This window comes from Bacillus sp. BPN334 (assembly GCF_008368885.1).
Taxonomy (GTDB): Bacteria; Bacillota; Bacilli; order Bacillales; family Bacillaceae_G; genus Bacillus_A; species Bacillus_A wiedmannii.
In genome coordinates, this window is record NZ_QOZW01000018.1 from 134,844 (window position 1) to 148,327 (window position 13,484).

Here is a 13,484-nt window from a genome sequence, read left to right on the forward strand (position 1 = left end):
TTATATTTAGCAGCTTTTTTCGTCTTCATACATATGTAAAACTTCTTTCGCGCGCATACGTAAACCATCTATCAATTCTTTCGGCTCTAAAACTCGTGCATCTTTTCCAAGTCTATAAAATAAAGGGGTAATAAAGTTAATTTCACCTTTATCAATTGTTGAATGTATATATCCTGTCCTGTCTTCGTTTCCTACCACGAATTCTTCAAGGTAAGGAGCACTTTTACATTGGCGCACGCCTTCTGCTGTTAATGAGACATGTAACTGGGTAGGAATGTGTACTACGTTAGAGCTCGAGTCGAACCATTCTTCTAAATTCATGAATGTATCTTCAGTTTCTTCTGTTGATAATATAGAAAGAATACGATCAACGCGATACAGTAATACTTTTTTTCTGCTGAAGTCATAGGATGGTAAGTACCATAGCCCATCATGAGCATATACACCGATAGGATGAACATGTTTTGTTTTTATCCCCGATTTAGATTCGTATTGAAAGTGTAAATTTTTATTTTCAATAGCCGCGGTTAGCACTTCGTTTAAAAGAGGTGTATCAATTGTTCTCTTTGGATTCCAAAAAGCAATATAAGAGCGTATTTTATCAACTTTCGCTTTCGCATCATGTTGTAGAGAGCTATACAGTTTATGCGTAACGGAATTGATTTCTGTGTTAAAAGGTAAGTCTCGATAGTAACTTAAAGATTGAAAAGCAAAAAAGATGGATACCGCTTCTTCTTCAGTAAATAAAATAGGGGGAATGACTTTATTCGTTAATACTTTATATCCTCCATTACGACCTTGTTCTGCATAAATAGGTAATCCCATATCACTTAAATCTAAAATGTATCTGTGGACAGTACGAACGGAAATATTAAATTCATCAGCTATTTCCTGAGCTGTAAATGTCTTTTTGGCAGAAGCAAATATAAGAATATCTAATAAGCGTTTAGCTTTTGACAAATGTATCACCTTTTTCTTTTTAACATGACATAAAGTGTCATGTTTTATTGTTAGTATATTGTTTACATCATATGTTATCAAGATGAGATATAAGGAGGAAAAATATGTCACGTGAAATAGTTTTATTTATTGCGGCGAGCTTAGATGGATATATTGCGAAAGAAAATGATGATTTAGAGTGGTTAATGGAAACGGAAGGAGAGGGAGATAACGGTTATACAGAAATGTACGAAACGATTGATACAATAATTATGGGAAAGAAAACGTACGATTATGTAGTAGAGCATACGGAAACATTCCCGTACTTAGATAAAACATGTTATGTTTTTTCTCGTTCAGAAAAAGGTTCAGACGGAAACGTAGAGTTTGTAAATGAAGATGTAGTGGAGTTTACAAAAAGGTTAAAAGCACAAGAAGGATCTAAAATATGGATGGTTGGTGGAGGAGAGCTACTGAGAGAATTCTTTAAGAATAATCTAATTGATGAATATGTTGTTACGATTACACCGCATATATTAGGTTCTGGAGTTCTGTTATTTCAAGACAAGAATCCAGAAATTAATTTAACTCTAACGGATACGAAACGTTTTGGGCAATTTGTAAATTTATATTATAAAGTAAAATGATAAAGAAACACGACTACCATCAGTAGTCGTGTTTTTGTATAGATGGCAATGAAATGATAAAACAAGACCCATGATCGACTTCGCTCGTTACAGTAATATTCCCGCTGTGTAGTTCTACAATTTCTTTCACGATAGATAGTCCTAAACCAGTTCCGCCTGTAGCGCGTGATCTAGCTTTATCAACTCGATAAAAGCGGTCGAAAATGTGAGGGAGGTCTTCAGGCGGAATACCTTCACCTTCATCTTCAATTGTAATGGAAATACGTTTATTTTCTTCTGTAACAGAAATGTTTATATGAGAATGTTCGTTTGAATGTCTATAAGCGTTATTTAAAATGTTCACTATAACTTGTTCAAATCGCTGTTCATCTAAGCTTACTACCAGTGTAGGAGGACAAAAGAAGGAAACTTTAATATGTCTTTCTTTATACATGGCGTTTACTTTTTCGGCTATGCGAGTAAGGAAGGTGTGTAAATGTACTTCTTTTACTTGAATAGAGAAGTTATGTTGTTCTATTTGTGCAAGTGAAAATAAATCTTGAACTAAGTTTGTAATGTAATCAGACTCATCTTTTATAATAGATAAATATCGCAAACGTTGCTCAGGAGATGTGGTTTCTTTTAAAGCAATGTCAGCATAACCTCTTACGTATGTTAACGGTGTTCGTAATTCGTGAGCAACACTTGCTAGAAATTCACTTCGCTCTGTTTTCATATAATGTAAATCATTAGCAAGCGTTTGAATAGATGATGCTAGCTCACCAATTTCATCATTTCGAGTAGTTGTTAATGAAACAGATAAGTCGCCTTTACTCATTTTTTCAGTGGCATGTTTCATGTGTAACAATGGTTTTGTTAACAACCGTGATAAGAGAAAGATGGTGATGGCTGTTAATAGAAACGTAATGACTCCGGCAATAATGAATTGTCTTGTTAGCCCGTTAACCAGTTCCTCGATTGATTCTGTTCCGAGAAACATATATACATAGCCTTCCGTTTTTCCCGCCACTATAATGGGGCTAATTGTACATATATAATTAGCTGTTTTCCAATGATTCTCTATAATTGCTCCGTCATGATCTGTCCGTGTTTGCATCTTTTCAATATGCTTTTTTATAGTAGTATTTATTTCATTAGATTTAGCTAGCACATCCTTATTGGCATTTGTAATAACGACAGTGGTTTCGGCTTCAGATTCCATTAGTGCAACATGGGAGATTGTTTGCTTATCAAAATACTTTTCAAGGACATCTCGGTGACTATTTCCACGCTTTAATAAAGCTGTCATTTCTTCATTTACTCTATTGTTGACAAGGCTATAATAAAGCAAGACAAATAGAACACTTTCGATTAAAAGTGTAACAATTAAAAAATAAAATCCGAGTTGAATAGAGATTCGCTTCATCGTTTTGCTCCTTAATCTACAGTATCAATCCATCGATAGCCGACTCCGTAAACAGTTTTTAAATGGTGATCAATAGGGAAATTTACTTTTCGTAATTTATCACGCAAATTACGAATATGTGAATCGACTGTTCTATCTTCTGTATTTGTATTTAATCCCCAAATTCGTTCAATGAGCTGATCGCGGCTTAACACGTAGTTCACATGACGTAAAAATAATCCGAGTAAAGAGAATTCGATTGGAGTGAGAAGAAGTTCTTCATTATAGACAGAAACGAAATGCTTTGCCTCATCCCATAAAATGCCGTGATATTGGATTTGAGCGTGTTGATTCGTTCGCCTTAAAACAGCTTCAATTCTTGCGAAAAGCTCTTCTTCATGGAAAGGTTTCGTTACATAATCATCCGCTCCAAGTTTTAACCCTTGGATGACATCTACCGTTTGATCACGAGCCGTTACCATAATGATGGGAACGTTACTAAAGGATCGAATTCTTTTGCACGTTTCCCACCCATCCATCTTTGGCATCATAATATCGAGTAAAACAAATTTGAAGTTTCGATTTTCTATATGTGAAATAGCTTCTTCCCCGGATACTGCACATACGCAGTTGTATCCGATTGGAGTAAGATAAAGCGTTAATAATTCAAGCATTCTCGGCTCATCATCTACGAGTAGTATATCGACCATAGAGTACCTCCGCATTTGTAGTTATTAATTAAATTGTAAGTCAAAATCATGAAGAAATGGTGCAGATTATCATGCATCTGCATAATTTCTTCAGAATTGCTTGTTATTGTAAAGTTGAAATTTCATTTTAGGTAATCATATTGGCTCGAAAACGATTCATACGGAGGCGGTATAGTGAAAAAGATGACCCGAATCTTTGGGATAACAATAATTGCGGCGGCTGGTCTTGCGGCGTGTGGGCAGACGAACACAGATCATAAAAATCATGAATCTACAAAAGAGAAGAAAACAGAGCAAAAGGAAATGAAAATGAATCAGGAGGTAACTGCGCCGAAAGAAATGAACGAAGGTGCATCGAATGATTTATTAACGACAAGTTTAAAAAATGTAACGAGATTAAACACAAACGATCCACTGCAAATGGCAGTAGTAACTTCGCAAACGATATGGCCAGCAACGCATAAAGAGAATCAGCCAGGCGCTATTATTTTAGTACCAGTAAACGAGTGGCAATTAGGTATTGCGAGTGCGGATCTTATTCATCATCCGAATAACGGGCCGATTTTATTTATAGAAAAAGAAAAGGTACCCGAAATGACGTTAAAAGAAATAAAACGATTAAATCCGCTCGGAACGAAAGATGGAACACAAATTATGGTGATGGGGGATGTAGGTGCATTTATCCTTGAGCAATTAAAAGATTATAAAGTAAAGCAAATAAAAGCAACGGATCCAGCTACATTTGCTAAAGATGTGGATAAAGAATATGCCGATATAACAGGTAGCTATCCAAATAGTGTTATTATCGGTTCGTCTGAAGAAGAAGGGCGTTTATATACAACACCAGCTGTAAATTGGATTTCTCATATGCCAGAACCGCTTTTATATACAGAAAAAGATAAAGTGCCAGAAGCGACGATAGAGGCATTAAAGATGAGAAAAGATAAAGCGAATATATATGTATTAGGACCAGAAAAAATCATTTCAAAAGCAGTAGAAAAAGAGTTAAGTAAATACGGAAAAATAACGCGTATTAGTGGAGAGACTCCAACAGAAAATTCGGTTGCATTTGCGAAGTTTAAAGATGAAAAAACGAAATTTGGATGGGGGTTTACAAAACCAGGTCACGGTTTATCATTTGTTTCAAGCAAAACACCAGACTTAGCAGTTGCAGGGGCACCATTTTCACATATGGGTAAACACGCACCTGTTGTATTGTTAGAAGAAGGGAAAGCTTCACAGCCAGTGTATGAATTCCTTGCTAGTATTCAGCCGAAGTTTAAAGATGACCCAACACTTGGACCGTATAACCACGGCTTCTTATTAGGAAGTACGAGTGATATTTCATTTGAAACACAAGGTATACTGGATGAAAGGTTAGAGATTGTTCAGGAAAGTGGTCAAGGGCACGGTGGACATTAATGAAATGAGAAAAGACGCTATGAAGGTAGCGTCTTTTTTTAGGAAACTTTTACATAGCGCAAAATCCTCTACTCGTTATATAATAGCCTTCGTGCAGTCGGCCTAGGTTTTCTTATGGAGAAAATCAAATGATAAAAGAGTAGAGGAGTGGTATTTTGTTTCAAACGATAAAAAATGACTGGTTCTCCAATGTGAAAGGGGATGTGCTGTCAGGAATTGTTGTTGCTTTAGCGTTAATTCCTGAAGCGATTGCTTTCTCAGTTATTGCAGGCGTGGATCCGACCGTTGGGTTATACGCAGCCTTTTGTATTGCAGTTACCATTTCATTTGTTGGCGGACGAACTGGGATGATTTCAGCTGCAACAGGTGCAATGGCATTATTAATGGTCACGCTCGTGAAAGATCACGGTTTGCAATACTTATTTGCTACAACAATATTAACCGGTATTGTCCAAATTATTTTTGGCGTGTTCAAACTGAGCTCATTTATGAAGTTTGTACCTAAATCTGTTATGAGTGGTTTTTTAAATTCACTTGGAATTTTAGTTTTTACAGCGCAATTACCACATTTTAAACATGCAACTTGGCAAATGTATGCACTTGTCGCATTAGGACTTGTAATTATATATGTATTTCCACGTATTACGACGGCTGTACCGTCTACACTTATTTCTATTATTATTGTGACAAGTATTGCACTTATGAGCGGATTGCAGTTAAAAACAGTAGGAGATATGGGAAGCTTGCCGAAAGAATTACCGTTCTTTAGCATTCCTGACGTACCTTTTACACTTGAGACGTTAGGGATTATTTTACCGTACGCAGTTATGCTTGCAATTATCGGTTTACTAGAGTCATTATTAACAGCTTCAGTTTTAGATGATATGACGCATACGGAAAGTAATAAACATAAAGAAGCACGTGGGCAAGGTATTGCAAATATTGTGGCTGGTTTCTTCGGAGGAATGGCAGGGTGTGCAATGATTGGACAATCTGTTATTAATATTAAATCAGGTGGACGAGGTCGTTTATCCACATTTGTAGCGGGCGGATTTTTAATCGTATTACTATTTGTTTTAGGTGACTATGTCGTTCATATTCCAATGGCAGCTTTAGTTGCAGTAATGATTATGGTTTCAATCGGAACATTTGATTGGAACTCTGTAACAACGATTCATAAAGTACCAAAAGGAAATGCGTTTGTTATGATCGTAACAGTTTTGATTGTCTTAATTACACATAATTTAGCATTAGGTGTAATTATTGGAACAGTAATTAGTGCGGTTTTATTTGCATTCAATATGGCAAAGATTCACGTGAAACATTTATATATTGAAAATAAGAAAATATACGAAATTCATGGTCAACTTTTCTTTGCATCTACAGCAGACTTTATAAATAATTTTTCATTCAATGAAGATGTGGAAGAAATTGAGTTGAACTTTACTTATGCGCATATATGGGATGATTCAGCAGTAGCTGCAATTGATAAAGTTATCATGAAGTATGAACAAAGTGGCGTGAAAGTAAGTATAACGGGATTAAATGAACGAAGCTCGAAGATTATTTCAAATTTAGCTACTTATAATAAAAGAATTGCTAGTTAGAAGCCTCCTTTTTAGGGGGCTTTATTATATAATACGGGTAGGATAACGAAAAGGGGATTCAGCATATGTACAAACAAATTATATTAGCATGTGACGGTTCTGAACATGCACTTCGAGCAGCGGAACATGCAACATATATTGCGAAATGTAGCGAAGAAACAAATGTTGAAGTTGTGTACGTAGTAGATAATAGAACGGCAAAATCAGATATTATACAAGGTCAAACAGATCTAGAAACAATATCGGCTAGTCGAAAAGATAAATTAAAAGAGATTGAAGGTTTATTAAAGAAAGAGAACATTTCTTATAAAATTACGATATTACATGGCGATCCAGGAGATACGATTGTTCAATATGTAAATACAGGAGACATAGATCTTGTTATCGCTGGAAGTAGAGGATTAAATACACTGCAAGAGATGGTGCTTGGTAGTGTAAGTCATAAAATAGCAAAACGAGTGAAATGCCCGGTGATGATTATTAAATAAATTGAGTGAGATACTCTGTAGTGTAAGCAGGACTTTGATATAATTCAAGGTCCTTTTTGGCGTATAAAAGGGGAAGGTATGGACATACTAGATACATAAGTTTTAGAAAATGTTAACTTACAAATTTGTAAGTTTGTTGTCAGAAAAATCGATGTTATGAAATTTTTCCCATTGGTAAAATAAGAGTATCAAAGGGGAGATAGGGAGGATGGAAGTAATGAAATCATTGCAAAATTTATCATATAGTCAAGGGGTAAGCTTAATTTGTTTAGGCGGATTTGCTGCATCTGTTACGTTAGCTATTTTAATAAAGATGGTTCATCAAATCTTTTAATTTTAGAGTAGGGAAGGAATTGGTTGTTATTAATAGCAAGAGAAGTATTATAAATAGAAAATAGCTCCTAGCATGTATCTTAGTGCTAGGAGCTATTTTCTTATTTCTCTGTTTCTGCTTTATCGCTTGTTACGCTAACTTTACCCCACTTGTATTGATCTTCTGGTGTATATTTATAATCTTTTACGCGATTATTTACACCTTTTAAGTCAAATTTATAATGAAGTGGAATTAATGGTACTTCGTCATGAACTAATTTTTGCCATTTATCGTAGACATCTTTACGGTACTTTTCATCAGCAGCTTCTGGAGAAATACCTTGTTTTAATAATTCTGTGTTTTTGTCAGTAGCCCAACGTGGGTAATTGAACGCTGCATCTTTAGCCCAAATACCAGAAGGATCTGGGTCAGATCCAGTTCCCCAAGCTGCCGCGAAAAGATCAACTTTTGGATCATCTTTTTTAATCATATCGTAGAATGAGTTAAATTCATGTAAGCGACCATCAAGAAGCTCTACTTTTAGGCCGATGTCTTTCCAAGATTGAATAAAGAATTTTGCAAGTGGTTCACTTACATCGCTACCACTCATTGATAAGAAATTAGCTTTAAATTCTTTACCATTCGGATCTTCACGGAATCCATCTCCGTTCGTATCTTTATAGCCAGCTTCATCTAATAATTTTTTAGCTTTCTCTATATCTTTATCATAGGCACCAGCTTTATTGTTATGATATTTTGGTAGAGATGGTGGAATTGGTGAGTTAGCCGGATAACGTAGGCCGTGATATAATTTTTCACCAATTTCTTTTCGATCGATAGCATACGCCATTGCTTGACGTACACGAACATCTTTAAATTTCTCCTTATCCATCACTACTTCTTCTTTTTCTTTATCCATATGGCCTAATTTAAAACCGATATAGCTATAGTATAAATCAGTTTTACCGACTAATTGTGCATTTTTTAATTTACTTACATTTGGATACTGATCTGCACTTACTTCAGCAATGTCAATATCACCATTTTTTAAGGACGCGTTAACAACGGAAGGGTTAACAACTTTTAAAACCATACTTTTTAGTTTTGGTTTTCCGCCATAATAATCATCAAAACGTTCAAATTCAACGGCTTCACCTGGCGTAATTTTCTTCACTTTAAAAGGCCCGAAACCAATTGGGTTTTTACGAATTTTATCAGATTCTGCTAATTTATCGATTGGTACATCTCCTAAGTATTTCTTATGAAGAGGATATGTCCAAAGTCCAGTTTTCACTGAAGGATTCGGTTCTTTAAATGTAATCGAAATTGTTTTTGGATCCGTTACCTTTATACCCGAAATTTTTTCGGCTTTTCCATTATGGTAATCTTCCATACCTTCAATCATTTGCATTTGAGTGTCATAGCGAGAACCAGCATATTGTTTGCTACCAATTACTAGATAAGAGTATTCTAAATCCTCAGCGGTAACAGGGTTTCCATCATGCCATTTTACATTATCTTTGATTTTTAATGTAATTGTCTTTTTATCTTTAGAAATTTCATATGTAGCAGCGCCATCATTCGTGTATTCCCAGTTTTCGTCATTTGATAATAAAGATTCATCGAAAATTGTAATGACTTGGTTATCAGGATCTCCTTCATATACAGCGAAGTTCAAAAGTCCTTCAAATGGTGTGTTAGAAACAAGACCATATGTTAATGAACCATCTTTAATTTCCTTTTTATCATTTTTAACAGATGCACTAAATTTATTTGTATCTACTTTTTTTGTGCTGCTCGTTTTTTCACTACCACCACTGCCCCCACATGCTGAAAGTAGCAATGTTGAAACGGCAAGTGTACTTAATACTTTGAAAAATTTTGGCTTATTTGTCATTTCTTCCACCCCTTATCCTTTTCTTTGTCTTGCGTCGGCCGAGCGGCGTAGCGCTTGACCAATAAAATTTATACACAGCATCAATGTTAAAATCATGACTGATGCGGGTAACCAAATCCACCATTTTTCTTGTAATACATCTGGATTTCTAGCATAACTAACAAGTGTACCAAGGCTTGGTGTACTTTCTGGTAGACCAAATCCTAAGAAAGTTAGACCAGATTCAATACCGATGTTTCCAGCAAGATTTAATGTAACGCTAACAATGATAATTGAACTTAAGTTAGGTAGTACTTGGAAAAGAATGATTTTCCAGTTTGGTGTTCCTAAAGTTTTAGATGCAGAGACATAATCTAGTTCTTTTTCAGTTAATACTTTTGAGCGAATTAATCTGGCCTTTCCTGTCCATAAGAACACGCTCATAATTAAAATGAAAGTAAAAATATTGAATGTAGGGACAAGTGTAATAAATACAATTACAAGCATTAAAAATGGTAAAACCATAACAAAGTCGATAATGCGCATAATGATATTATCAATAGCTCCTCCAAAATACCCGGCAATTAATCCAATTGAAAGACCAATTAAACAAGAAAGAATAGTAATTGCTAATCCAATTGTAAAAGAGTTCCGTGTACCAATAATAAGTTGGCCGAAAATATCGCGTCCTCCATAATCTGTTCCTAACCAATGTTCAGCAGAGGGGGGAGCATAAATAGCGAATAAATCAACTCGTACAATATCTTCTTGTTTCATAATAAAAGATGTTGCGTAGACTGCTAGTAATAAGATTGCTAGGAAAATAAGTGAAAACATTGCTAATTTATCTTTACGAAGTTCTCGCCACATAATAGAGAAACCAGAAGGGCTTTTTTCGTAATGAATAACTTCAGTTTGTTTTTCAGGGTTTGCTAACATAACGTCATCTCCTTTCTTTAATCAATACGAATACGTGGATCGACGATGCTTAGAATAATATCTGAAAGGAGAGTTCCAAGTAACGTTGCAAATCCAGTAAACATAACGAGTGCAGTTATTACACTAAAATCACGTTGAGAGATAGATTGTATAAATAGTTGTCCAATTCCTGGATAGCTAAAAATACTTTCTAAAAAGATGGCACCGCCAACTAATCCTGTAATTTCATAGCCTAAGAAGGCTGCAATTGGTAAGAATGAATTTCGTAAAATATGTCTAGAATAGATTTTTGATTCTGGAACACCTTTTGCTCTTACTGTACGAACAAAATCTTTATGTTTCGTATCAATAATTTCGCTTCGTAAATATTGAACAGTACCAACTGTTGCGATTAATGCCCCGGATAAAGCTGGTAGTAGCATGTGATTCAATTTGCTTAAATAGTAAGCAAATGTACCTGTTGCAACTTGAGGATCTACGCTACCGCCGGTTGGGAATATTGCAAACTTAAATCCGAATAGGAAGAGCATAACTAGTGCAAATATAAATAGTGGTGTAGCAAAACCTAGATAGTTGTAAAGGGTAATGAGTCGATCAGCCCATGTATCATTCCAACGCCCACTTATAACTCCCAGTGGTATGGCAATTAAATAAGTAAGAATAAGAATGACAAGTGCTAAAGATACTGTATTTCCAAGTCGTTCTCCAATTAAATCGGTTACTTTCATTTTATGTGCATAGGAAATACCAAAGTCACCTTGGGCTGCATTTTTAATCCAGCGAACATATTGTGTTGGAACTGGGTCATTTAATCCAAGCTTTTCACGTTGTTCTTCAATCACTTTTGGATCCGCTTTTGGATTCATTGCTTTGCCAGTTAAGGCATCGCCTGGCATTGCCTTAGCTAGTAGAAAGACAAGTACACTTAACACGAATAATTGCGGGATCATCACTAAAAATCTCCGTAATATAAACTTCCACATGTTTTATCACTCCCTTATGGTAATGCCACCCGGTGCGTTGGCGAGATTGCTTTTAAGTCATAAGCACGACCGTTTTCATTGAAATAATTTTCGTATGATTTCTCGTATTCAGAGCTTACTTGTTGACGGAGCTTACGCTGTCTCTCTCTGTTTTCAGGACGAATATCAGGAATTGCTGATATTAGGCGCTTCGTATAAATATGTTGCGGATTACTATAAATTTCTGCACTAGTTGCTTCTTCGACGATGCGTCCGCGATACATAACACCGATACGGTCACACATATGACGAATTACACCTAAATCATGACTAATGAATAAGTATGTTAGTCCGAGCTCAGCTTGTAAATCTTGCAAGAAGTTTAATACTTGTGCTTGTACAGAGACATCAAGCGCAGATACTGGCTCATCAGCAATAATAAGCTTAGGTTTTAATGTAAGAGCGCGTGCAATACCAATCCGCTGCCTTTGCCCGCCGGAAAATTCATGTGGATATTTATAAATTGACTCTGGATTTAGACCAACTTTATCAAGATATTCTTGAACCGCTCTACGTTCTTCATCAGGTGAGAGCTTCTCAAAATTTCGAAGAGGCTCAGCAATAATGTCGAGAACACGTTTCTTCGGATTTAATGATGAATAAGGATCTTGGAAAATCATTTGAATATCTTTTCGTTGTTCACGTAGTTCAGAGCGACTTAATTTTGTTAAATCTCTATTATTAAAATGAATGCTACCCTCTGTTGCTTTCGTTAAATGCATAATTGCTTTACCCGTTGTTGATTTGCCACTTCCTGATTCACCAACGATCCCATATGTTTCACCCGGTTGTAATTCAAAACTTACACCATCGACAGCACGCACGTAATCTAATGTGCGGCCGAAGAAGCCACCTTTAATTGGAAAATGTACTTTTAAATCTTCTACTTTAAGCAGTGCCATGAGTTACGTCATCTCCTTTCTTATCTTGGAAGTTGAAATGCTTGTAGCAAGTACAACGTACCCAATGGTCTGGTTTTACTTCATGTAAAATTGGATTTTCCTCGTGTTGATCAGGTCTAATCCATGGAATTCGAGCTTGGAAGCGACAACCTGTGCGAGGAAGCTTCGCTAACGAAGGAACCACCCCTTGAATTACATGCAATTTTTCTTTTTCACCATACGCAGATGGAATGGAGTTTAATAGAGAACGAGTATATGGGTGAAGAGGATTGTTAAAAATCTCTTCAACTTTTCCTGTCTCTACAACTTGTCCAGCGTACATAACGACGATACGATCGGCTGTTTCTGCGACAACACTTAAATCATGAGTAATTAAAATGATGCCCATTTTCGTTTGTTCTTGAATAGATTTTAGTAAGTCTAAAATTTGTGCTTGGATGGTTACGTCAAGAGCCGTTGTTGGCTCATCCGCAATAATGAGTGCTGGGTTACAAGCAATTGCAATTGCGATAACAATTCTTTGTCTCATTCCGCCAGATAATTCGTGTGGGTATTGTTTATATGTAAGTTCTGGTTTTGGAATACCAACTTGATGAAGTAGTTCTAAGGTGCGTTCTTTTTTTTCAACTTTTGAAAGGCTTGTGTGGTAGTCTAAGTTTTCTTCGATTTGTTTTCCAACTGTCATGAGAGGATCGAGTGCTGTAAGAGGTTCTTGGAAAATCATACCGATGTTTGATCCGCGTACTTTATTCATCTCTGCGGCTGACATAGTTAGTAAATCCTTATCTCTATAGTTAAGCTGCCCTTGTAATTTTGTATTTGCTTCATTATGCAATCGCATAATAGAAAGGGCAAGTGCACTTTTTCCGCAACCTGATTCACCAACTATCGCGACAATTTCATTTTCATGGACAGTTAACGAAACATCATCTACTGCTGCATGATAGTGATCTTGTATGCGAAAGGAAGTCTGTAAGTTTTCAATGCGAAGAAGTGGATTCTTCATGGCTATCCCTCCATCTTTTCAGAAAAGACTAAATATTTTGTATGTTGTTGTTATTTTAATATAAATTGACAATGTTTGACAAGCATAAGTTGAGAAAATATTCAAAAATCTTTTTATACAAAAATTGAATGCAGTTGTATTAGTAGTTGAAGTGTTTTGAAAACGCTAACATATATGTGAGAGGAAAATAAATCTTTTGTAAGAAAAAAGATTTATATGTAGAAAAAAG

13 protein-coding genes are annotated in these 13,484 nt (G+C 35.7%); 5 read left to right on the forward strand and 8 right to left on the reverse strand.

The window, feature by feature from the left end:
- Positions 1–6: 6 nt before the first annotated feature.
- Positions 7–969, reverse strand: coding sequence for a helix-turn-helix transcriptional regulator (locus DN393_RS25295; RefSeq protein ID WP_370458108.1), 963 nt, complete (start codon positions 967–969; stop codon positions 7–9).
- Between the two features lie 95 nt (positions 970–1,064).
- Here DN393_RS25295 and DN393_RS25300 point away from each other — a divergent pair, with 95 nt between their 5' ends.
- Complete coding sequence (locus DN393_RS25300) at positions 1,065–1,586, forward strand: dihydrofolate reductase family protein (protein WP_149174057.1); 522 nt, start codon at positions 1,065–1,067, stop codon at positions 1,584–1,586.
- A 19-nt stretch (positions 1,587–1,605) separates the two neighbouring features.
- Here DN393_RS25300 and DN393_RS25305 read toward each other — a convergent pair whose 3' ends face one another.
- On the reverse strand, positions 1,606–2,991 hold the full coding sequence (locus tag DN393_RS25305; RefSeq protein ID WP_149174058.1) for a sensor histidine kinase: 1,386 nt from the start codon (positions 2,989–2,991) through the stop codon (positions 1,606–1,608).
- Positions 2,992–3,002: 11 nt separating this feature from the next.
- A complete protein-coding gene (locus tag DN393_RS25310; protein WP_064477080.1) occupies positions 3,003–3,680 on the reverse strand; it encodes a response regulator transcription factor in 678 nt (225 codons plus the stop codon).
- A 174-nt stretch (positions 3,681–3,854) separates the two neighbouring features.
- Between DN393_RS25310 and DN393_RS25315 the strand changes: the two genes are divergently transcribed.
- The 4 genes from DN393_RS25315 (at position 3,855) to DN393_RS25330 (ending at position 7,531) form a co-directional block, all read left to right on the forward strand.
- Positions 3,855–5,102, forward strand: coding sequence for a cell wall-binding repeat-containing protein (locus tag DN393_RS25315; RefSeq protein WP_098103199.1), 1,248 nt, complete (start codon positions 3,855–3,857; stop codon positions 5,100–5,102).
- 155 nt (positions 5,103–5,257) lie between these two features.
- The gene (locus DN393_RS25320) at positions 5,258–6,709 is read left to right on the forward strand and encodes a SulP family inorganic anion transporter (protein WP_149174059.1); all 1,452 of its coding nucleotides are present in this window, start codon (positions 5,258–5,260) and stop codon (positions 6,707–6,709) included.
- Between the two features lie 65 nt (positions 6,710–6,774).
- Complete coding sequence (locus DN393_RS25325; RefSeq protein WP_000277996.1) at positions 6,775–7,197, forward strand: universal stress protein; 423 nt, start codon at positions 6,775–6,777, stop codon at positions 7,195–7,197.
- Between the two features lie 208 nt (positions 7,198–7,405).
- Entirely contained in the window at positions 7,406–7,531 is a 126-nt protein-coding gene (locus DN393_RS25330; protein ID WP_000453509.1) for a DUF4027 family protein, read from the forward strand.
- A 100-nt stretch (positions 7,532–7,631) separates the two neighbouring features.
- On the opposite strand, the gene opp4A is transcribed toward DN393_RS25330, so the two are convergent.
- From opp4A to DN393_RS25355, 5 genes are read right to left on the reverse strand one after another with little or no spacing between them, the layout of a single operon-like run.
- A complete protein-coding gene (opp4A, locus tag DN393_RS25335) occupies positions 7,632–9,407 on the reverse strand; it encodes an oligopeptide ABC transporter substrate-binding protein (RefSeq protein ID WP_098275233.1) in 1,776 nt (591 codons plus the stop codon).
- Between the two features lie 12 nt (positions 9,408–9,419).
- Positions 9,420–10,325 (reverse strand): ABC transporter permease, encoded by a 906-nt coding sequence (locus tag DN393_RS25340; protein WP_000880734.1) that lies wholly within the window; start codon positions 10,323–10,325, stop codon positions 9,420–9,422.
- 17 nt (positions 10,326–10,342) lie between these two features.
- Positions 10,343–11,308 (reverse strand): oligopeptide ABC transporter permease, encoded by a 966-nt coding sequence (gene opp4B / locus DN393_RS25345; protein ID WP_033657692.1) that lies wholly within the window; start codon positions 11,306–11,308, stop codon positions 10,343–10,345.
- A 14-nt stretch (positions 11,309–11,322) separates the two neighbouring features.
- The gene (locus tag DN393_RS25350) at positions 11,323–12,249 is read right to left on the reverse strand and encodes an ABC transporter ATP-binding protein (RefSeq protein WP_001196372.1); all 927 of its coding nucleotides are present in this window, start codon (positions 12,247–12,249) and stop codon (positions 11,323–11,325) included.
- Entirely contained in the window at positions 12,236–13,255 is a 1,020-nt protein-coding gene (locus DN393_RS25355; protein ID WP_000795364.1) for an ABC transporter ATP-binding protein, read from the reverse strand. Before DN393_RS25355 ends, DN393_RS25350 begins: the two co-directional genes overlap by 14 nt.
- Between the last annotated feature and the right edge of the window lie 229 nt (positions 13,256–13,484).

Bases quoted from the DNA above. Each gene is read 5' to 3' on its own strand.
- opp4A (WP_098275233.1), bottom strand. From the start codon at position 9,407: ATGACAAATAAGCCAAAATTTTTCAAAGTATTAAGTACACTTGCCGTT.
- DN393_RS25310 (WP_064477080.1), bottom strand. From the start codon at position 3,680: ATGGTCGATATACTACTCGTAGATGATGAGCCGAGAATGCTTGAATTA.
- DN393_RS25305 (WP_149174058.1), bottom strand. From the start codon at position 2,991: ATGAAGCGAATCTCTATTCAACTCGGATTTTATTTTTTAATTGTTACA.
- DN393_RS25340 (WP_000880734.1), bottom strand. From the start codon at position 10,325: ATGTTAGCAAACCCTGAAAAACAAACTGAAGTTATTCATTACGAAAAA.
- DN393_RS25350 (WP_001196372.1), bottom strand. From the start codon at position 12,249: ATGGCACTGCTTAAAGTAGAAGATTTAAAAGTACATTTTCCAATTAAA.
- opp4B (WP_033657692.1), bottom strand. From the start codon at position 11,308: ATGTGGAAGTTTATATTACGGAGATTTTTAGTGATGATCCCGCAATTA.
- DN393_RS25325 (WP_000277996.1), top strand. From the start codon at position 6,775: ATGTACAAACAAATTATATTAGCATGTGACGGTTCTGAACATGCACTT.
- DN393_RS25300 (WP_149174057.1), top strand. From the start codon at position 1,065: ATGTCACGTGAAATAGTTTTATTTATTGCGGCGAGCTTAGATGGATAT.
- DN393_RS25330 (WP_000453509.1), top strand. From the start codon at position 7,406: ATGGAAGTAATGAAATCATTGCAAAATTTATCATATAGTCAAGGGGTA.
- DN393_RS25355 (WP_000795364.1), bottom strand. From the start codon at position 13,255: ATGAAGAATCCACTTCTTCGCATTGAAAACTTACAGACTTCCTTTCGC.